General features: G+C 63.2%; 26 protein-coding genes. 16 read left to right on the top strand and 10 right to left on the bottom strand.

Translation table 11 applies throughout. The annotated features are described in order from the left end of the window. Nucleotides 1–39 precede the first annotated feature (39 nt). The 9 genes from U1737_RS13645 to U1737_RS13605 form a co-directional block, all read right to left on the bottom strand. The gene (locus U1737_RS13645; protein ID WP_332797143.1) at nucleotides 40–225 is read right to left on the bottom strand and encodes a hypothetical protein; all 186 of its coding nucleotides are present in this window, start codon (nucleotides 223–225) and stop codon (nucleotides 40–42) included. A 111-nt stretch (nucleotides 226–336) separates the two neighbouring features. Next, nucleotides 337–1,023: a hypothetical protein gene (locus U1737_RS13640; protein WP_332797142.1), complete on the bottom strand. Its 687-nt coding sequence runs from the start codon at nucleotides 1,021–1,023 to the stop codon at nucleotides 337–339. Beyond that, nucleotides 1,020–1,658 carry a DUF3164 family protein gene (locus U1737_RS13635; RefSeq protein ID WP_332797141.1) on the bottom strand — a complete coding sequence of 213 codons (639 nt, stop codon included), beginning with the start codon at nucleotides 1,656–1,658 and terminating at the stop codon, nucleotides 1,020–1,022. The genes U1737_RS13640 and U1737_RS13635 overlap by 4 nt, the downstream gene beginning before the upstream one ends. Beyond that, nucleotides 1,655–1,840, bottom strand: coding sequence for a hypothetical protein (locus tag U1737_RS13630; RefSeq protein WP_332797140.1), 186 nt, complete (start codon nucleotides 1,838–1,840; stop codon nucleotides 1,655–1,657). The genes U1737_RS13635 and U1737_RS13630 overlap by 4 nt, the downstream gene beginning before the upstream one ends. 12 nt (nucleotides 1,841–1,852) lie before the next feature. Beyond that, the gene (locus tag U1737_RS13625) at nucleotides 1,853–2,239 is read right to left on the bottom strand and encodes a LexA family protein (RefSeq protein ID WP_332797139.1); all 387 of its coding nucleotides are present in this window, start codon (nucleotides 2,237–2,239) and stop codon (nucleotides 1,853–1,855) included. A 236-nt stretch (nucleotides 2,240–2,475) separates the two neighbouring features. Continuing rightward, complete coding sequence (locus U1737_RS13620; RefSeq protein ID WP_332797138.1) at nucleotides 2,476–3,597, bottom strand: phage exclusion protein Lit family protein; 1,122 nt, start codon at nucleotides 3,595–3,597, stop codon at nucleotides 2,476–2,478. 317 nt (nucleotides 3,598–3,914) lie between these two features. Then, the gene (locus tag U1737_RS13615; RefSeq protein ID WP_332797137.1) at nucleotides 3,915–4,211 is read right to left on the bottom strand and encodes a hypothetical protein; all 297 of its coding nucleotides are present in this window, start codon (nucleotides 4,209–4,211) and stop codon (nucleotides 3,915–3,917) included. A 51-nt stretch (nucleotides 4,212–4,262) separates the two neighbouring features. Continuing rightward, complete coding sequence (locus U1737_RS13610) at nucleotides 4,263–4,439, bottom strand: hypothetical protein (protein WP_332797136.1); 177 nt, start codon at nucleotides 4,437–4,439, stop codon at nucleotides 4,263–4,265. A 388-nt stretch (nucleotides 4,440–4,827) separates the two neighbouring features. After that, on the bottom strand, nucleotides 4,828–5,310 hold the full coding sequence (locus U1737_RS13605) for a helix-turn-helix domain-containing protein (protein ID WP_332797135.1): 483 nt from the start codon (nucleotides 5,308–5,310) through the stop codon (nucleotides 4,828–4,830). 84 nt (nucleotides 5,311–5,394) lie between these two features. Here U1737_RS13605 and U1737_RS13600 point away from each other — a divergent pair, with 84 nt between their 5' ends. The 16 genes from U1737_RS13600 (at nucleotide 5,395) to U1737_RS13530 (ending at nucleotide 16,649) form a co-directional block, all read left to right on the top strand. Continuing rightward, on the top strand, nucleotides 5,395–5,670 hold the full coding sequence (locus tag U1737_RS13600) for a transcriptional regulator (protein WP_332797134.1): 276 nt from the start codon (nucleotides 5,395–5,397) through the stop codon (nucleotides 5,668–5,670). 300 nt (nucleotides 5,671–5,970) lie between these two features. Then, complete coding sequence (locus U1737_RS13595) at nucleotides 5,971–6,489, top strand: phage regulatory CII family protein (protein WP_332797133.1); 519 nt, start codon at nucleotides 5,971–5,973, stop codon at nucleotides 6,487–6,489. 110 nt (nucleotides 6,490–6,599) lie between these two features. Continuing rightward, nucleotides 6,600–6,782, top strand: a complete 183-nt coding sequence (locus U1737_RS13590) for a hypothetical protein (RefSeq protein ID WP_332797132.1) — start codon at nucleotides 6,600–6,602, stop codon at nucleotides 6,780–6,782. Continuing rightward, nucleotides 6,779–7,123, top strand: coding sequence for a helix-turn-helix domain-containing protein (locus U1737_RS13585; protein ID WP_332797131.1), 345 nt, complete (start codon nucleotides 6,779–6,781; stop codon nucleotides 7,121–7,123). The genes U1737_RS13590 and U1737_RS13585 overlap by 4 nt, the downstream gene beginning before the upstream one ends. Beyond that, nucleotides 7,120–7,302 carry a hypothetical protein gene (locus U1737_RS13580; protein ID WP_332797130.1) on the top strand — a complete coding sequence of 61 codons (183 nt, stop codon included), beginning with the start codon at nucleotides 7,120–7,122 and terminating at the stop codon, nucleotides 7,300–7,302. The genes U1737_RS13585 and U1737_RS13580 overlap by 4 nt, the downstream gene beginning before the upstream one ends. Continuing rightward, complete coding sequence (locus U1737_RS13575; protein WP_332797129.1) at nucleotides 7,299–7,553, top strand: hypothetical protein; 255 nt, start codon at nucleotides 7,299–7,301, stop codon at nucleotides 7,551–7,553. The genes U1737_RS13580 and U1737_RS13575 overlap by 4 nt, the downstream gene beginning before the upstream one ends. Then, complete coding sequence (locus U1737_RS13570) at nucleotides 7,550–7,789, top strand: acyl carrier protein (protein ID WP_332797128.1); 240 nt, start codon at nucleotides 7,550–7,552, stop codon at nucleotides 7,787–7,789. The genes U1737_RS13575 and U1737_RS13570 overlap by 4 nt, the downstream gene beginning before the upstream one ends. Before the next feature lie 23 nt (nucleotides 7,790–7,812). After that, on the top strand, nucleotides 7,813–8,055 hold the full coding sequence (locus U1737_RS13565) for a DUF2312 domain-containing protein (protein ID WP_332797294.1): 243 nt from the start codon (nucleotides 7,813–7,815) through the stop codon (nucleotides 8,053–8,055). Beyond that, entirely contained in the window at nucleotides 8,055–8,699 is a 645-nt protein-coding gene (locus tag U1737_RS13560; protein WP_332797127.1) for a hypothetical protein, read from the top strand. Before U1737_RS13565 ends, U1737_RS13560 begins: the two co-directional genes overlap by 1 nt. Then, a complete protein-coding gene (locus U1737_RS20755; RefSeq protein WP_443027128.1) occupies nucleotides 8,699–8,959 on the top strand; it encodes a helix-turn-helix transcriptional regulator in 261 nt (86 codons plus the stop codon). Before U1737_RS13560 ends, U1737_RS20755 begins: the two co-directional genes overlap by 1 nt. Before the next feature lie 394 nt (nucleotides 8,960–9,353). After that, on the top strand, nucleotides 9,354–10,019 hold the full coding sequence (locus U1737_RS13555; RefSeq protein ID WP_332797126.1) for a hypothetical protein: 666 nt from the start codon (nucleotides 9,354–9,356) through the stop codon (nucleotides 10,017–10,019). Continuing rightward, entirely contained in the window at nucleotides 10,016–12,082 is a 2,067-nt protein-coding gene (locus U1737_RS13550; protein ID WP_332797125.1) for a TnsB C-terminal domain-containing protein, read from the top strand. Before U1737_RS13555 ends, U1737_RS13550 begins: the two co-directional genes overlap by 4 nt. After that, nucleotides 12,079–12,999, top strand: a complete 921-nt coding sequence (locus U1737_RS13545; RefSeq protein ID WP_332797124.1) for a TniB family NTP-binding protein — start codon at nucleotides 12,079–12,081, stop codon at nucleotides 12,997–12,999. The genes U1737_RS13550 and U1737_RS13545 overlap by 4 nt, the downstream gene beginning before the upstream one ends. A 12-nt stretch (nucleotides 13,000–13,011) precedes the next feature. Beyond that, a complete protein-coding gene (locus U1737_RS13540) occupies nucleotides 13,012–14,655 on the top strand; it encodes a TniQ family protein (RefSeq protein WP_332797123.1) in 1,644 nt (547 codons plus the stop codon). A 342-nt stretch (nucleotides 14,656–14,997) separates the two neighbouring features. Beyond that, complete coding sequence (locus U1737_RS13535; RefSeq protein WP_332797122.1) at nucleotides 14,998–15,681, top strand: hypothetical protein; 684 nt, start codon at nucleotides 14,998–15,000, stop codon at nucleotides 15,679–15,681. Then, nucleotides 15,678–16,649 (top strand): DUF7146 domain-containing protein, encoded by a 972-nt coding sequence (locus U1737_RS13530; protein ID WP_136189598.1) that lies wholly within the window; start codon nucleotides 15,678–15,680, stop codon nucleotides 16,647–16,649. The genes U1737_RS13535 and U1737_RS13530 overlap by 4 nt, the downstream gene beginning before the upstream one ends. Before the next feature lie 68 nt (nucleotides 16,650–16,717). On the opposite strand, the gene U1737_RS13525 is transcribed toward U1737_RS13530, so the two are convergent. Beyond that, nucleotides 16,718–17,104 (bottom strand): hypothetical protein, encoded by a 387-nt coding sequence (locus U1737_RS13525; RefSeq protein WP_136189597.1) that lies wholly within the window; start codon nucleotides 17,102–17,104, stop codon nucleotides 16,718–16,720. Nucleotides 17,105–17,177: the final 73 nt, after the last annotated feature.

Here is a 17,177-nt window from a genome sequence, read left to right as displayed (position 1 = left end):
GTCATGACGCCGTTGATGCGGATCATTCCCACCGCAGGGTCAGCGGAAACCGCGGCCGCGGACGACCGCTCGGACGTCGCCAGCGACGGTCTCGATCTCGTCGCGAAGACGATCGCTTGCCGAGTGGTCCCGCTGTGGCGTCTCTGCCAGATCTGCGAGGCGGTAGAGCTGATCGCCGGCATCGCGCAGCTGCTCGGCTACGGATCGGGCCTGTGGTGCGGCCATAGCCACCTCCGGAAGTTCGACATGCTTACGACTTCCTCCGCGACGCATCGCGGGGAAGTAATGGCGGGCGCGCAAGGGCCGGAGCCCCAGATCGTCTGTCCCGAGAACCGCTTAGGCGGCGAGGCCCAATGCGGCCGATGTGGTTGAGTCCGACGGCGATACCCGCCAACCCTCAATTTTCCATGAACACGAGCCGAAGCGTACCCACGCGTGCACACCGTCGCTGGCCTCCACGACACCAGCCACGCCTACCATCGCGTCCATTTCCGCAACCTCGATTAGGGTGCCAGGCTTGAACGGCCTGCGGGTGGCGCGCAGCGCTAGGCGCTGTGCCCGCTCCAGCTCCTTGGTGGCGCGACGCCGTGCCGTTTCCGTCTGCATCGCGGCGATACGGATCTTCTCCGCTTCGGCATGGCTCTCGGCATCACGCATGGCCTGAAGGACGGCGATCGTCCGTTCCTCCTCCTCACGAAGCCCCCTCACCTCTGCATCGCCTACGATCGGGATGCGGCCGCCATAATGGAAGATCGAGAAGCCGGGATGCAGGCACCCGCGGCCGCTCGTCAGATCCTCGACGATGTCGCCCAGCTTGGGGAGGTCCGCCTCACTGGCGAACAGGAACGTTGGCAGGATCGGCACCTCGGTATCGATCAGCCTAGTACCCGTTGGCGTCTTCGCCTTGAGGGCCCGGCGGATAGGCCTTGCCGGCGACCAGACGTCGAACCCTGCGTCGCGCAGGGAACGCATCAGCGGCAGCGTCTGACCGCCGCTGGTGCGTAGGATCGCCCACCGGGTCATGCCGAGGCAAGGTCCATCGAGACCGGTGTCCAGGCGGCGTCCGGCGTCGGCCGGTCGTAAAAGCGTACGTAAGTCTTCGAGCCGATGATCCGGATGCTGTCGCGGATTGCCGCCATGCCACGCAGCCAGCGCTCGTCGGTGATCCCGACGCGCAGCAGCATGAACAGGCCGGCATGGCTAATCTGGCCTTCCTTATCGACAGCGAAGACGCGGTCGACCAGCGCGCGGATCTCGTCGCGGCTGTCGGCCGACCATTCGCGGAGGCACTCGTCGATCAACTGCTTGGCAATCTGAAGTTCAGGCCCAAGCTCGACCAGGTCCGATACCGCAACCTGGACCTTCTTGCAGCCGTCGTACGACGTGAGGGTGATGTTGCCCTTCTTGCCGCCGATCTTCGCCTCGTACTGCTGGGCCAGTAGCGCCTGAAGCTCGCCGACGCTTTCGAACGCGTGAAGCTTGAACGCGGTCAGCGCGGCCGACAGCGCGTTGGCCTTGCCCACGACCGAACGTACCAGCTCGTCCATGAGCAGATCTTCGGGCTTCACCATGGCGATCGGGACGAGGCTGGCCTTGGCATCGCTCAGATACCATGCGCCGGCCACGTCGATCGCGGCGGGATGCGGCTTCTCGCTCACGCGGCGAGCGCCAGCACTGACGACGACATCGCTGCGATCGTGTGAATACGACGCAGCGTCCGCTTGGCGATTTGGCCGTTCTCGAGTTCGGTGAGCAACTCGTTGATCTGCGCCCGCGGTATGATCAGGCTGTCGCCAGGGATCGCCGCAATCTCAGCCTTGTACTGCGCAACGTCGATCATGTTCGCCCCGGACTATTCGATGTCGGGTAGGTGCCTGAACGGTGGTGAGATCGGCAGTGGGTAAAATGTGGGTGCGGCCGAACTCGCCTTGGTATCCATGACGATCACGCCTGCCTCGCGAAGCCGCTCGAGCATCTCGGCCGCTTCCGTCGTGCTAAGGCGGGACGGCGCGCTGGTCGCCCTCACGACGCCTTTGCGAGATCCCTTTTCTCGGTGAATAAGGCCGTCCCGCACTGCCCGCCGCACAGCATCGCGCGCCGTCGAGGTCTCGATCCCCATCGCCCCGCCAATCTCGCCATAACTGGGCCACTGCCCCCAGCGGCTGATGTACTGCTTCACGAAGCTGACAACCTGCAGCTTTCGTGACGTCATTCCTGGCGTTAGTCGGTATTCGTTCATTGCGTGACCACGCCCCCTAGTGGTGGGATCATAGCCCGAAGCTGAACCTGCAGGAAGGCCGTCAATATCAACAATTGACGTCCAACGCCCTCTTGCTGAAGCTACAAGGTCCTGAACTGCTTCGAAAGGTAGGACGCCGGCCGAATTAGGCAACGTATCCGACGGGACCTTTAGTTACGACGACGATAATCACGCGCGCGCATCAGGACGAACAGAGGTGGCTCATGATTTCGTGATCATAGTGGCACTGCATCTGGGATCGCCGGCGCAAGTAAGCCCCCTCTTTTAAACTTCTCAACGTCGCCAACGATACGGGCCCATTCCTTTTCATAATCGGCCGCGAGCTGACCGGACAAATGTAACGAATCAGCCGCCGCAGCCTCATCCCCTACTGAGCGACGAGGAAAAACGCTTCGTAATCCTCTCACGAGGTTTTTAATCCCCGAAAGTACTATATCACGGCTGGCTTCCTTAGCTAAACCCGCTCTAAGCCAAAGCACATGAACGATTTGTCCCAAGGTGGCGTCTAACCGAACCATAGAGGGGGGATGGTTGCGCGTTGCCACGTCCGGATGGCGAAGTTCATCAAAATCCGAGAAAAGGCAATGCACCAGCGAACTGACGACGGTCGCTGCCACAATAGATTCATTTAAAGAGCCCCAAGCAGTTTCCTGCGGAAGCGACCACTTGTGCCTGCCATTAACGCTTGTGACTACCGGTCCGATGGCCATCAAGAGCACGTGTTGGGTAGCGGCTAAATCGGCGTCCCACTCTAACGTCTGGCGCGTAAGGCTGAGGCTTTCCCTCGAACCGCTGCCCAATTCGACTAGGTCTTGAATCCCAAACGCTTCGTTCAGGTAATCCACGTGACCGTTGTAAATATGAGCTAGCTCGTGATGAACAATGTAGTAGAATGACCCCTGAGCCAGATTATGCGCTTGTTCCTCGCGGACAGGGTCAAGGAGTGGTTCAATATGCCATTGGTCTGCGCGCAGAGGGAAGCGAATGGTTTCTTCCGAGAAGCTAAACGGCAGCTGGTTGAATTTCAGCGGATCGCCAATGTGTGGGAAAACATCAGCATGAGATAGCATTGCGCGATACGCGGAAACCAAGGTCACAAGAACACCAGCATTTATAGCAATGACATCGGTTTCCCTAGCTACCGATGCCCAAGCACCAAACCTCATGTCCTCTAATAGGCCAAATTCTAATTCCATTGGGTGGCCGTTTTTTATACCAGGCTCGATCGACTTACTGATCTGCTCGCGAGCCCTTGACGTCCACATATCAAATATTGTGCCCGGCGGGCCGATGAACTCTCTGCCCTTCCCTGCTACAATCTCGGCAAACGACGGCATACTTTCCCCCTAAAGCGCATCAGGTTCGAAGAATGCGGCGGATATACCCTCCGCCGCGATCGCCGTTGCGCTAGGATTTCAGCCTCAAGCTTCTGACGCGACTCTCCACGGCTGATTTCGAACGGCCTAACGCTACGGCGATTTCACGCTGGCTCATAGTTTCAGTCAACAGACGAAGCTTTGCGTCGTCATCGGTCGTCCAAGGCTTCCTACTGTTCAACGCTCTCTTGCGCTGTGCCAAGTCGTCTGCTGCGGCCAAAGACCTTGCCATTCTTATCCTCAACCTTCCGAATGCGGCGGAGCCCCCCCCGCCTCGCTCACGGCTTGGCTCGACGCGAACCGTCGGCGACGCCTTGCTGATAGAGGAGGCAGTCCGTCGCAAGCCTCACCCGGCCGTAGCTGGAGAGCCCATTACGATCGGCGAAGGATCGAATGTACTTGTCCTGATCGCCGCTTTGAAGCGCGTTTTGACAGACCCGCGCAATCGTTGGCACCTGCTTACGCGCGCGCGTCTCAGCAGCTCGCGCCTCCTCGCTGCGGGGCGGCCTCATTCCGAAGTCGAGAATCGACGGATCGAGAGCTTGGATCGCGATGAGCATCGAAACGAACGTCACGTGGATCTCCCAAGGTCCTTATGCGGCGGAGACACCCCCCGCCGCAGCACGCTATGACTTGGTCGGCTCGTTGCGTTCCAAGAGGTCGACCAACGCCGATATCAGTCCGAGAGTGAGCACCGCCTCATCTCGCGAAAGCGACACAGAATTTGCACTGAACGGAGCGAGCGCAGCTTTAAAATGCTCCTCCATGCCTTTTGCGATGGCCGTTACGTCCAGTTCATTCACGCTTATTCCTCCTCATGCGGCGGAGAACCCCTCCGCCGCGACCTGTAAAGATCCGCGAAAACGGTGGGTTTTTGCGGTCGGCCATGGGAGATGTACCCCGACGATACCCCGCTTTTTCGCCCACGTTGGCGCGTCTTTTATCGACGCGCGCTAAAGACGAAATCGGATAGATCGCTAAGGCCGGCCAAGACGAAGCCGGCCAGCAGGGAAAGAAGGAAGCTTCTCATGCCCATCTAGCGTCTCCTGTGCCATCCCGAGTCAGGGGCTAATTTCCATGGGTAGAGCGAACGCGACTTTCTCGATCCGACGAACGGAATGAACGATCCGATATTTCGAAGTACGCCGGGGTGCATTGAAGGATGCAGCCCCTGCGAAGTGATGTGCGCCGTCATGGCCGCGATCCAGGAACAGTCATGGCAAGATCTGCAGGACGTTCTGCTGGCGCCGCGGCGGTCGGCCCTGCGTCGGGAAGCAGATCGCGCAGTTGCGACAGCCCAATGGGTAACCGCTTCGCAAGCAGCAGCGCTTGCGCGTCCACCGGGGCGGAAAGATCCATTGATCGCAACAGCCCCTCAAACATTCGTGCCAAAGCACGTTCGCTAGGCAGGGCTACCGCCATCATGACGTGATGGACCGTCGGCGCCGGCGGGGGCGGAGGTGCGTTCTCGTCCGGGTCGTCGGTCTCGCCTGACATGTAAGCAGGCGTCGTTTGGAGTTCTCGCGCAATTTTGTGGAGGTGCGTCGATGACCGAGATTTGCCGGAAATGAGATTGTGCATCGCGCTTTGGCTCATGCCGACCCGGCGCGCGAGCTCGGCTTGGCTGAGTTCCACGATCTTCAGACGAAGCAGAATGCGCTGACCTACGATCATCTCGTTAGTGCTATCGGATTACAAATAGCATACCAGTCACGAATTCCCATTGACTGACCTATCTGTTTACAGATAGCTGGAAGCATGGGAATCGAAGCCACTCTTGATACGCCGCTTGCCGAATCGGTCCGCAAGGCAGGTTCTCAGTCGGCGTTCGCTAGACTGGTCGGCAGGAGTCAGTCGTCGATCTACGCGCTGATGCGCGAAAACAAGCCGCTCTGGGCGGAGAGCGTCCTCGCGGTAGAGGCGGCAACCGGCGTGTCTAAGCACCGCCTCCGCCCTGATCTCTACGGTCCCGACCCAGTCGGCGATACCTCGGCTTTTGCTACGGTCCCCGCAAATCTCGAGCCGACGCGATGACGTCGGCCACAACAGTTTCTCTTGCCCGCCACCCTGGCGGCGAGCGTCGACGGCGTTCATTGGCTCCCTGTCTGTCGTCGACGTCACCAATCCACCCTTTCGACCGCTGGCAAACCGGTCGGAACTGCCGCGTTGCGTCTCCCAACGTACGCGCGGTCGCCCCCCTTAGTCTGCCACTCCCAAGTCGCACCCCTGGCGCCGGCTGCACCCATCAGTCGGCGCCGTCCTTTTGCGCTGCAACTGGGCGTTCTACACTGGGAACTTTCGCGAACGTTTCCCCTCTGTCCGATCGCGGTTCTTATGCGTGAATTCAGACAGCTTCCGATCAACGAACGCAGGCTCGCTGATGCGACCCAGCGCGCGGTTGACGCGCTCGGCGGGTTGAAGGTCGCAGAGGCCGAAGCGACGATCAAGAAGTCGCAGATCCAGCGTTGCTGCTCGAAGACGCACCCCGCCAGTATTTCGATACGCGACGCCGTTCGTATCGATGCGCTTGGCGCAGACGAGGCCGGTCACCCGCACATCCTAAATACGATGGCGGACCTCATAGGAGCCGTTGTGATTATGCTGCCCGAAGCAATTGGCGGCGCGTCCTCCCTTCAGACGAGCGTTATTACGCTCGCCGTAGAGCTCGGCGACGTATCTCGTTCGATCACGGACGCTTTCGCCGATAGCAGCGCGGGGGGTGACGAAGTTACCGCCCGGGAAGCTGAAACTGTCCTTCAGCAAGTAGGCGACCTTGAGCGGGCGACCGCCAAATTCCGCCACCAGCTAGAACGGATTATTCGCGCCGACCAACCGGCCGAAGCGCCGCCATGATTTCACCTTAGCGGCTGACGCCGCCAACCGACCAACATCGCCGCCAAACCCGCCCGCCCGCTGATCAACGCGATCAACGGGGCGGGAAACTGTTGCCTGGACGATTTGCCATGCCCGACCGACGCGACCTGAAGAACATCGCAAACACCCTGCGCGAACAGGCGCAGAAGCTACAGGCGTTCAACCTGCCGAGCGACCACGACATCCCACAGGGCATGCGACTGCTGCTCGATGCAATCGATCGTGTCGATGTCGCGGTGCTGTCGAACTTCGATGTCCGGCCCCGCGCATGACCGTCGCCCCTGCCCCCGAGGCGCTGACCGCAGCGATCGTCGCGCCTTCGATCACGCCGGGCACGTACATTCGCCTCCGTCGCGAAGCAGCCGGCCTGACGATCGAGAACGTCGCGATGATGATCGAGAGCGATCCGCCGGTGTGCGTACAGCGCCGCATCCAGGGTCTCACGATGATCGAGGCGGACATCGATGAGATCTCGCCGTCGACGGCAATGGTCTTGCACGACGTGATCGGCGTCGACCTGCGGATCCTCGCCTACTGGATGGCGATCGCCGAGGGCGCGACGCCACCGCCCGTCGGCGTCGTAGGCACCTCGAACTGTGAGCTGCCCGCATGAGCGCACTGCGCACCGTCCACGCGATCGCCGTAATGATGAGCGGCCTTGCGCTCGCTCTGGTCCTGTTCGGATCGGTCCGCCCCGCGATCGGCGTGCTGGCGATCGTCACCATCGTGCTGACCTGGAGCCTCGAGCAGCTCCGCGTCGCCCACCATCCCCGTCCGGAGAAAAAGTCATGATGCGTCAGCCGAAGATCGAGCGCACCTTTCGCATGCGCGAGCCGCACGTCCGTGTCGTTGAGATCCACGATCACGACTGCGATTGCGCCGCGTGCGCGCCGTACGTGCCCAGCGATCCCGATCGGCTGACCGCAACCGACATGGGCAAGCTCGCCTACCTCGGCGCGGCTGTCGGCTCCGCCATCATGTTCGCGATCAATCCGGCCGGCGCCGCGGCCGCGCTGCTCGCGACGATCAGCATCGTTTCGTGAGGGCGCGTCAATGGCTCGAGGGGTCGACGGTCAGCCTCCTCGGCTGTGATTCGGCCAGCATCACGGACTGCGCAGAATTCGAGCGCGACCTCGGCGCCGACAGTCTCGACTTCCTCGAGATCATCATGACGGCCGAAGACCGCTTCAAGATCGAGATCGCCGACGACGAGCTACCTGGCATAAAGACGTTCGGGCAGGCCGTGGCGCTAATCGAGAGCAAGGTCGCGCCAGAATGAGCGGCGACGAGCGCCAGCATGGCATGGGCGGCGGAGCGGTCGCTGCCGACGATCTCCGCCTTCTGATCGAACGCGCCGAACGCCTTGAAGAGGAGAAGAAGGGGATCTCTGACGACATCGCCAACGTGATGGCGGAGGCGAAGGGCCGTGGATACGACCCTAAGGCCATCCGCAAAATCCTGGCGATCAGGAAGAAGAAGAAAGAGGAATACCAGGAGGAGGAAGCTATCCTCGAGGTCTATCTCCAAGCGCTGGGGATGATCTGATGGCCTGCCAGCACGTCACCCTGCCAGGCTTAGGCTCCGCGATCGTATGCGGTACGCGCAGCCGGCAGCGGTGCGCGTGCGGCTGGCCGGCGACGCTGGCCTGCGATTGGAAGGTCTCGGCTCGCCGGAGCGGCACCTGCGACGCACTGATCTGCACCAGGTGCACGACGTCGCCAGCGCCGGACAAAGACCTGTGCCCAACGCATGCGGAGGCATTCGCAGCCTGGAACATCCGTTTCACTGCGTCAGGTAGTCGCGATCAGAACGTCAGCCGCCGCGATCCGGAAGATGCCGGCGTCGCGTTCTATTTCACGCTCGACAAGCGGCCGCACGTATTGGCCTGCGATCGGTGGGATACCGTCGCCGACAACATCGCTGCGATCGCTGCACGCGTTGAAGCGCTGCGGGGTCAGGAGCGCTGGGGCGTTGCGGATCTCAAGCAGGCCTTCGCAGGTCATGTCGCCCTGCCAGCGCCTGATCGCTGGTGGAAGGTTATTGAGATCTCACCTCGAGCTGATCGCGCGACGATCGACGGCGCCTATCGATCGATGGCGAAGACCGCGCACCCAAACGCGGGTGGCCCCCGCGACGCGTGGGACCGCCTCAGCAAAGCCTACGAACAAGCAAAACAGGGGACATTGTGATGGCGGGATCTACCCCCCAGCGGGAGCGCCGTACCTTGGCTCAGAGCAAGCAGCTCGGCGTGCCCAGCGCGCGAGGCCGCTTCCTTCGGCTGGACGACATGATCGCGTCGACCGGCCTGAGTGAATCAACGATTCGTCGACGCGTTCGTGAGGGCCAGATGCCCAAGCCAATAGCCCTCACCAAACGCTGCGTGGGGTGGTGGGAAGGAGACTTCGCAGCGTGGGCGGATGGTCACCGGACACCACCACCAGCCGAATGACGCCCCAAACGAGGGGGCATCCTTGGGGGCATCCCCCGAAATCGAAAACCAGTTTTCAGCGCATTTCCGGGACTTTAGCCATGTTCAATCGATCCCTGCAACCGGCACCACCTTTTCGGCACCACCTTTTCAAATCTGTAACTTCGGCCATAAGCTGTCACTTTCGACGGCATAAGCTGTCAACGGCGTAGCTCCAGGCCAATCGGTAGCACATCGTTTAGTATTCAGGAGTAGGACCGGGGAAAGAGGGGTCGAGTTACACGGCAGTGGTCGTTGGGGGACCAGCGCCAATCCTCGTATCAGCGTGTCGTGTGACACATGATCATGGAGGAAAGGGCTTCTGGGCATGCCGAACGCGGAACCGTGGAGACTGTATGAAACCCCTCTGAGGAAAGTGAACACGCGCGGATCGCGCAACATCACGGGCTTCGTCTGCAGCCGAAAGATGGCCGGCCGCACCATCGATCACGAATCTCGCAACGAACTGGCCTTCATAAAGCGCGCGGAAATCGACCCGCGTGTAACTTCAATCCTCGCCCAGCCAATGCTTGCACGCTACCGCGACGCCGCCGGCGTCGTGCGCGACTCCTTTCCAGACTTCGCGATTCACGTCGACGGCCGGCTCGAGATCCACGAAGTCAAACCGGACGCGCAATACGCCCGTCCGGAAGTCCGCGATCGGCTGAAGCGCATCGCGGACGCGGCCGAGAGGCAGGGCATCGCCTACGGCGTCGTGCTCGCCAGCGACCTGCATCGTTCAAAAGACGCGCCGGCGATAGAGGATGCGTGGCGGCGCCTGAAGACCGAGGTCGCGCCAGACGTGCAGGTCGCGGTCGACGACTGTCTGGCGAATGGCCCGCTTCCGTTGGGCGAAGTGGTGATGGCCACCGCGCGACACCGCACGAGCGTCGTCACCATGCACGCGCTTCTGGCACAGGGCCGCATCCGGGCCGACATGACGAAGGCTGCGGACCTGTCCATGCTCCTGCACAGCAGGCATGGGGAAGTCTGGTTCGAACGCCTTATTTCCTTCCGTGATCCGCGGGAGAACCGGCGATGACGCGTTTCGCGCTCACCGCCGCAACGCGTCTGCTGTATGACGGATCGAACCTTCGCCTCGTCGAACAGCGAGGCGACGAAGTCGACTGGTCGTGCGACCGGCACGCACGGCGCTTCACCTTCACCCACTCAGAGATGGCGGAACTGATCCGCACAGGCCAGGCGAGCCTCCCGATCGCTATGACAACCGCGTCACCGCAGCCTCTAGAAGATCCCGAGCAGGTCGAACCGGATCGGCGACGCGAGGCGGAACGCCGCTTCGCCTACGTCATCGACATGCACGAGACCGGGCTTGCAAGCCGGCCGCCGAAGGAAAAGGTCGAAAGCCAGATACGGAAGACCGCGCTCCGCCTCGACGACCCGCTCCCGCCCGAGATCTGGACTGTCAAACGCTGGATGAAGAAGGCCGGCGAGAAGCCGACGTGGCTCCGCCTGCTTGACGGAACCCCCGCCAAGGGCAATCGCGGCCTCCGCATCACCGAGGATCAGCGCGCGGTGATCGAACGCGAGATCGACGAGCGCTACATGAGGCGCCCGCCCATCTCCGTCGAGGCGTTCCTCCCCTTCGTCCGCGACGCGATTCGGCGCTGCAATCTCGAACGGCCGTCAGACGACCAGCTCGAGCACGCGTCGCGAGACGCAGTCCTATCCGTCATATCGCTGCGCGAGCCGAGAGCGGTCCACGCCGCAAGGCACGGCGAACCGGCTGCGAGGGACAAATTCGACCGAGTGACCAAGCAGAAGGACCCGGACGCGCCGCTCGACCGCATCGAGATCGACCACACCAAGGCGGACCTGTTCGTCGTGAGCGACGTCAACGGCCTCCCTATCGGTCGCCCCACGATCGGCTTCGCGATCGATCGGTGCACGCGCATGCCCTTCGGACTCTACGTCGGGTTCGAACCGGAAAGCGTCCTTTCCGTCATGCAGATCCTCAAGAACGGCATCTTCCCCAAGACCTACGTCACCGAGAAGATCGAATCCGGCGAATGGGATCTCAAACACGACTGGCCCGTCTGGGGCATGCCCCGCGGCCTCGTGTTCGATCGCGGCATGGCCGGCCTCAGCGCGGACCTGCGCGCCGCGGCGTCGGAGCTGGGCATCCGCGACGTCACGTTCGTGGCAGCACGGACCGGTCAGCAGAAGGGGGCGGTGGAACGGTTCTTCCGCACCCAGAACCAGAAGCTCCTGCACGCCCAGCGGGGCACGACCTACAGCAACGTCGTCATGAGGGGCGACTACGACTCCGCCAAGAACGCGGTGATTCCCTTCTCGGACTTCCTGAAGATGTCTCACCGCTTTCTGATCGACATCTACGCCCATGACAAACACGGAGGTCTCGGGGGCGAGATGCCTATCCGCGCCTGGCAGAGGCTGATCGACCGACACCCCAGCGATCCCCTCGTGCCGATGGCGGACATGATCCACCTCTTCACCCGCACCGAGACGCGGACCCTCCGGCGCGAGGGCATCCGCTTCAAGTCCATCTTCTACAATTCCGAGACGCTCGATGCCGAACGTCTCACGGCCGACTTCGCCAAGGTCTGTCCGGACCGGAACGTCCTGATCCGATATGATCCAGCCGACCTCCGTCAGGTATGGGTCCGGCTGCCCCACCGGACCGATCGCTACCTGGCCGTCCCGGCGGACACGGCATGGTCGGACTACGCGGAGGGACGGTCCATCTGGGAGCACGGGCAGATCCGAGACCACCATCGCCAGACCGTCGGGGGTGAGTTCGACGCGGATGCCGCCGCCGAAGCGCGGGTCGCCCTGGCCGCAGATCTCGACAAGGCGGACGCGAAGCGGCGATCGGCGAAGTCGCGAGCGCGCAAGGCCCGGCACGATGGCGTCGGACGCACCTCCCCCGCCGGAAGCGACCACTCGACGTCGCCGAAGGGAAGCGCGGCCAAGACCGCGCAGTCGACCGTCAGCCGTCAACGACCGGCGAACGACGCGGACGCGCAGATCGACAACAAGCCGCCACCGAGCCGTGGCGCGTCGGCACCCTCCGGCGGTCGTCGAAACGGCCTGCTCCGCCACAAGTCGACGGGAAAGCCATGAGGCGAACGGACATACCGTGGGTCGACGTCGCCGACGCCACGCGTCGCCAGATCGTCAACGACCTCTTCGTGGAACGCGAGAGCTTCGAGCCGATAGCCGCGACCATGAACCGCCTTCGCGAGGACCATCGCGAGGGCAAGGAGACCTCCTGCATGTCGATCGTCGGCGTTCCCGGCGTCGGTAAGTCGCAGCTGCTGAAGCGGTATGCCGCCGCGAACGGCATAATAACGGAAACGACTTCCGACGGCATAAGACGCCGCCTGCCGGTCCTCTACGCCGAACTCGATTCGAACATCACGGTGAACGACGCCGCGGAAACCATCCTACGTGCCCTGCTCGGAAAGAGAGCACCGGGAGGCAGCACGATCAAGAACCGGGTCCTGCCAGATCAACTCGAGATATGGCGCGTCGAACTACTGATAATCGACGAATTCCAGCACGTCGGCGAACGCGGCCGGTCCAAGACGCGGAACGCCACCGCGGACTGGATCAAGAGCATTGCGAAGAAACTACGCATTCCCGTCGTCATGGCGGGCATGGAGGTGGTCGCTCAACTGATCGAAGACAACGAACAGCTCTCGTCGATCACGCCATACCGCTTCACGATGCCGCGCTACGACTTCGACGAGCCCGAGGACCGAGCAGCCTTCGCCGAACTGCTGAAAGGGCTCGACGCGGCACTGCCCTTCGACGCCTCATCGGACCTCGGCGACGTCAGCACTTCCAATGCGCTGCTGAGGGCATCCTGCGGCTACCTGAGGGACCTGTCTCGCATCGTCGCCACCGCTGCGCGGCTTGCCATCGCCGACTCGTCGTGCGCCATCTCGATCGACCATCTGCGCCAAGCCTGCGACGAGGACATGCACCTGGACTGCCTATCGAATCCGTTCGACGATCCGTTCGCCGATGCGGCCTGAGCGGGCGAAGCCATGATTGCCAATTCGCCCCTCCCGGTCGCCGGGGAGCACGTCGCCGGCTATGTTCGGCGGCTAGCCATCGCGAATGCACTGCCGTCCCTGCGGATGCTCGGGACGTTGAACGACGTCGGCCCCATGTCCCCGCTCAGCGTGGACGAGTCCTGGCGAGCGCTGGCCCGAACCACGGGCCTGCCGATCGAGACGCTGGAGGCGATGCGCTGGAAGGGCATCGCCCGGAATTCCCACAGCTGGTTCAAAGTCGGGGACGACGCATACAGGCTGACCGATCTCGACCTCCGGCACCTACGACACTGTCCGGCCTGCTTGGCCGCCGACGGCATTCTGCAACAGGCCTGGTCCATCCGTTGCGTGACCGCATGCCCGATCCATCGCACCTCCCTGGTCGATGCGTGTTCCGACTGCGGGCGAACTCTGCTGCTCGACGAGCGCACCCGTCTCTTCGCCTGTGCCGGATGCAGCGCCTCCTTCAACGAACAGAGGACGTCCACCGCCGAGGACGGCGCAATCGCCATCTCGATCGCGTGCGGCGCGAAGCATCTCGATTGTCGGCCGACCACCACGTTCGATGCGCTGTTCGCCCTTCCTCCGGGACACGCCTCGGCCGTGGTCCATCATCTCGGCCAGCTGGGCATCTCACGAGAGACGCCTGGTTCCACGGTCTCACGCGACGTCGCACGCCTCGCTCCCACGCTCGCGCAGGTGAGGCGGGAAGTCGCCGGCGCGCTGTCGTTGCTCGCCCACTGGCCGGACGCATACCTCGATCTGCTCTCCTCCATGCCCAGTCTGACGGAAGGAGGTTCGAGCTGCAGTCCCGCCACGCACATCGCCCGTATGACGACGCAACCCCTCCTGGACGAGAAGGACATGCCCATCCGCTTCCTCCTCGAACCGACGAACGGCTATCGAAAAGAGGCGCTCAACGCGGAGCCGCGTCGTCGTGCGCCAGGCCGCAATCAGCGGCCGATCGCACCGGGATCGGCAATTACCACGACGCTCCCCGGGAGCTTCCAGCCCATTTCGCATGCCGCGGCCATGGGCATCCTCGAAGGTCGCGAGGACAACCGGCTCGCGCACTGGTGGATCGCCGCAGGTCTCCTGACCGAACACCACGACGCAAGCGGTTCCATCCTTTCGCTGGAGGAGGTGACGGAACTCCGGCTTCGCGTCGACGTCGAACGCGGGGAGAGCTCCCCTCGGCATGTCCGGCTCGACAATGTCGACCTGAAGTTCACCAGGGGAGGCGACTACCGCAAGGACCGCTTCCTGCGCGACGTCTTCGCCGGCCGCATCGGCTGCGTGCGGGTAGATGACGGTTCGGCGCTGAACGGGCTGGCCTTCGATCGTCTCGATCTGGAACGTCTGCGCGCCCAGGCCCGGCTTTCCGTGTGGCAGGCGGCCGACTCCCATGTCGCGATCACCAAGTTCGTTGCCGCCGCCCTCCCGGTCTTCGGCGCGCAAGCTCTGCCGACCATGGCCGACTGCAACGCCGCGGCGCGGCGCGGCGAGACGCGGTTCGAATACTATCTGCCGCCGACGCCGGGCGCGCGTCGACAGAAACGATGGGCGGTCCGAGACCTCATCGACGCGATCGAGCGCGGTCGATCCGAGCACATGCCGTCGGTGTCAGAGGCGTAGAGAAACGAAGGGGGAGGCATACGCGCTGACGCGCGGGCCCAGTCGTGGCGCTTCGCGATGGATGGAAGGGAAGGTGATCGCAAGGTGCCGGAGGAAAACCGGCCCGCGTCCACCCGCGCACAGCGCGCATCCAATGCAGGAGCAGGCACATGAAGGAAGCACGACGGCGACGGAACGCCGAACGTCTCCATGCGGAGATCGACGTCGCATCGCGACGCGATAACGAGCGCGACGCGGTCGGCGGATAAGCACGAAGGCCTTCACGTCGCCGAACGCGACACAGACCGCGTTCTGACACCCTGGTCCCGCCTGCGAATGGGACCTTCGAGACAGGAATGAGAAATGGACCGACTCCACATGGAGGACGGGCAGCACCCGTTCGTCCTCTCCACGACGCACATAGCCACCCTAAACCGCAGGGCGTCGCGATGCGACCACCCGCTCGCCAAACTGACGACGATCGCGACCCTCGTGCCCATAGCCGCGCACGTGCTGACCGCCTCGAAGGTTCGCGGCTTCGACAGACGCACGGACGTGCTGACCACCGCCGCGCCGAATGGCTGGTTGACCAGCATCTCGCTGGGACAGGCCGCCGCAGCCGCGATGCGCGCGGCGATCGAAGGGAGGACGTCCGGCGTCCTGTTCGAAGATATCCATGGTGCGCCGATCGCACCCGATGCCGACGCAGTGGCCTACGTCGACGATCTGCTGCTTGAGGACGGAGAAGGCCCCCTGCCCTTCGCCTGGTCGTTCCGCAGTCTGCGGGAAGGCGTGTTCGCCGGCATGGCTGACGGTGGCGTGCGTCGGGACATCGTGGAGGCCCAGGCGGGCCTGCGCCACATTACCGACGGAAAGTTCTCCGACACGTTCCTCCACTTGCACGAGCGCGCGGCGTCCGACTGGTGGGCGGCGCAACTCGGCGTGCCGGTCCCCGCCACCATCGAGGTCATCCGGTCGAGCCTCCGCCAACTGAGGTGGAAGGACGGGCCAGCGAAAAGGACCAAGGATCGCGGAGGTGCAGCATGACCGGCGCAAGACCGCTGCCAGCCAGATACCTGGACGCGAAGGGCCGGATCGACATCGCCCGCCTGAAGGCAGAGACCTCGATCACGAAGATCGCGGCGGACGTCACCGACCTGAAACCGTCGGGCGATGAGATGAAGGGGCTCTGCCCCTTCCACGCGGAGGACACCGCCAGCTTCTTCGTGAACGAGAGCAAGAAGGTCTTCCACTGTCACGGCTGCGAAGCCGGCGGCGATGTGATCGACCTCCACCAGCGCATCCACAACGTCGACTTCCGGCAGGCCTGCCTCGATCTTGCAGGCGCGGAGCACATCGTCCCGACCACGCTCAAGGACCCCATCATCATCGCGCTGCGTCGCGCGGAGTCGGTGAAACGGGCGCGCAGGATCTGGCAGGAGGCCACGCCGATCGGCTGGTCGCTGACCGAGACATACCTGACAAGGCGCGGCGTCTGCCATGCCGTGCCAGGATCGATCCGCCACGCGCATGTCTCGCGCTGGTGGGACGCGCACGGGAGGGAGGGCCGCCGCGAACCGGCGATGCTCGCGGCGCTTCAGGACCGCGAAGGCGGGGTCTGCGGCATCCAGCGCACCTTTCTCGACAATGAGGGCCGCAAGTCTTCCCGCGGCACGCCGAGGCTGTCGCTCGGTAGGGTGCGCGGATGCGCCGTCCGCTTCGGCCCTGTCGCCGACACGGTGATGCTCGCCGCGAGCGTCGAGGATGGCTTGGCGGTAAGGCTCATGTTTCCAGGCGCCAGCGTGTGGGCGGCGGTCGGCGACGGCAACCTGCCGAACGTCCGCTTCCCGGATGCGGTCAGGCGCGTGATCGTGTGCGGAGACGCGGACGACCCGGGCAGGATCGCTGCGGCAGCGGCAGTTACCGCATACGCGGCCGCCGGACTCGTCGTGGAAGATCTAGTGCCGAAGGCAGGCAAGGACTTCAACGAGGAGTGGCTGCTCCTGCACGCCTGAGCAGCGGAAGCGAACCCCGTCAACTTCCCGGTTCCCGACCAGCCACGTCATCGCGACCGTTATATCGATCATTCAGGTCCGATGTGATCGAGGAGGGAAATCGCTAGCGTCCGGAGTTCCGTGATGAGCCGATCGCTTTTCGCAAAGCGCTTGGCGTTATGACGATCGGCCAGTTCGAGCACAGCCTCCGTGACAGCGTCCGAGTGGCGCATCAGGACGACCAGTCCCGCGCCGCTCGGACCATTCCGAGCATGCAGCCAGTTCTGAACCGTTCGGGCGTTGGTTCCGGTCAAACGCGCGATGTGCTTCACCTTTGCCGGGGTCGTGCCGAAATCACGTCTGAGGGCGTCAGCGATAACGCTGGCAAACACCTCCATCGTGTCGGCGGCTGGGTCCATGGGAAACCGATTTCCGGCTTCCGCTCGAAGATTTCGGTTCTTGCCGGACAACGACATTCCGCCCTCCCTCGAATAGAAAGCCTCTGTCGGACACGGACGCGACACGCCCGTGACAAGCGTCAGGAAAACC

Origin of the sequence: Sphingomonas fucosidasi (assembly GCF_036663855.1) — a bacterium.
GTDB classification, from domain to species: domain Bacteria; phylum Pseudomonadota; class Alphaproteobacteria; order Sphingomonadales; family Sphingomonadaceae; genus Sphingomonas; species Sphingomonas faeni_B.
Note: the sequence above shows the minus strand (reverse complement) of the source record. Positions and strands in the feature narration are given on the sequence as shown.

Bases quoted from the DNA above. Each gene is read 5' to 3' on its own strand.
- U1737_RS20755 (WP_443027128.1), top strand. From the start codon at position 8,699: ATGGCGGGATCTACCCCCCAGCGGGAGCGCCGTACCTTGGCTCAGAGC.
- U1737_RS13580 (WP_332797130.1), top strand. From the start codon at position 7,120: ATGAGCGCACTGCGCACCGTCCACGCGATCGCCGTAATGATGAGCGGC.
- U1737_RS13560 (WP_332797127.1), top strand. From the start codon at position 8,055: ATGGCCTGCCAGCACGTCACCCTGCCAGGCTTAGGCTCCGCGATCGTA.
- U1737_RS13590 (WP_332797132.1), top strand. From the start codon at position 6,600: ATGCCCGACCGACGCGACCTGAAGAACATCGCAAACACCCTGCGCGAA.
- U1737_RS13600 (WP_332797134.1), top strand. From the start codon at position 5,395: ATGGGAATCGAAGCCACTCTTGATACGCCGCTTGCCGAATCGGTCCGC.
- U1737_RS13575 (WP_332797129.1), top strand. From the start codon at position 7,299: ATGATGCGTCAGCCGAAGATCGAGCGCACCTTTCGCATGCGCGAGCCG.
- U1737_RS13535 (WP_332797122.1), top strand. From the start codon at position 14,998: ATGGACCGACTCCACATGGAGGACGGGCAGCACCCGTTCGTCCTCTCC.
- U1737_RS13620 (WP_332797138.1), bottom strand. From the start codon at position 3,597: ATGCCGTCGTTTGCCGAGATTGTAGCAGGGAAGGGCAGAGAGTTCATC.
- U1737_RS13595 (WP_332797133.1), top strand. From the start codon at position 5,971: ATGCGTGAATTCAGACAGCTTCCGATCAACGAACGCAGGCTCGCTGAT.
- U1737_RS13585 (WP_332797131.1), top strand. From the start codon at position 6,779: ATGACCGTCGCCCCTGCCCCCGAGGCGCTGACCGCAGCGATCGTCGCG.
- U1737_RS13530 (WP_136189598.1), top strand. From the start codon at position 15,678: ATGACCGGCGCAAGACCGCTGCCAGCCAGATACCTGGACGCGAAGGGC.
- U1737_RS13545 (WP_332797124.1), top strand. From the start codon at position 12,079: ATGAGGCGAACGGACATACCGTGGGTCGACGTCGCCGACGCCACGCGT.
- U1737_RS13525 (WP_136189597.1), bottom strand. From the start codon at position 17,104: ATGTCGTTGTCCGGCAAGAACCGAAATCTTCGAGCGGAAGCCGGAAAT.
- U1737_RS13625 (WP_332797139.1), bottom strand. From the start codon at position 2,239: ATGAACGAATACCGACTAACGCCAGGAATGACGTCACGAAAGCTGCAG.
- U1737_RS13565 (WP_332797294.1), top strand. From the start codon at position 7,813: ATGGGCGGCGGAGCGGTCGCTGCCGACGATCTCCGCCTTCTGATCGAA.
- U1737_RS13630 (WP_332797140.1), bottom strand. From the start codon at position 1,840: ATGATCGACGTTGCGCAGTACAAGGCTGAGATTGCGGCGATCCCTGGC.
- U1737_RS13640 (WP_332797142.1), bottom strand. From the start codon at position 1,023: ATGACCCGGTGGGCGATCCTACGCACCAGCGGCGGTCAGACGCTGCCG.
- U1737_RS13605 (WP_332797135.1), bottom strand. From the start codon at position 5,310: ATGATCGTAGGTCAGCGCATTCTGCTTCGTCTGAAGATCGTGGAACTC.
- U1737_RS13540 (WP_332797123.1), top strand. From the start codon at position 13,012: ATGATTGCCAATTCGCCCCTCCCGGTCGCCGGGGAGCACGTCGCCGGC.
- U1737_RS13645 (WP_332797143.1), bottom strand. From the start codon at position 225: ATGGCCGCACCACAGGCCCGATCCGTAGCCGAGCAGCTGCGCGATGCC.
- U1737_RS13550 (WP_332797125.1), top strand. From the start codon at position 10,016: ATGACGCGTTTCGCGCTCACCGCCGCAACGCGTCTGCTGTATGACGGA.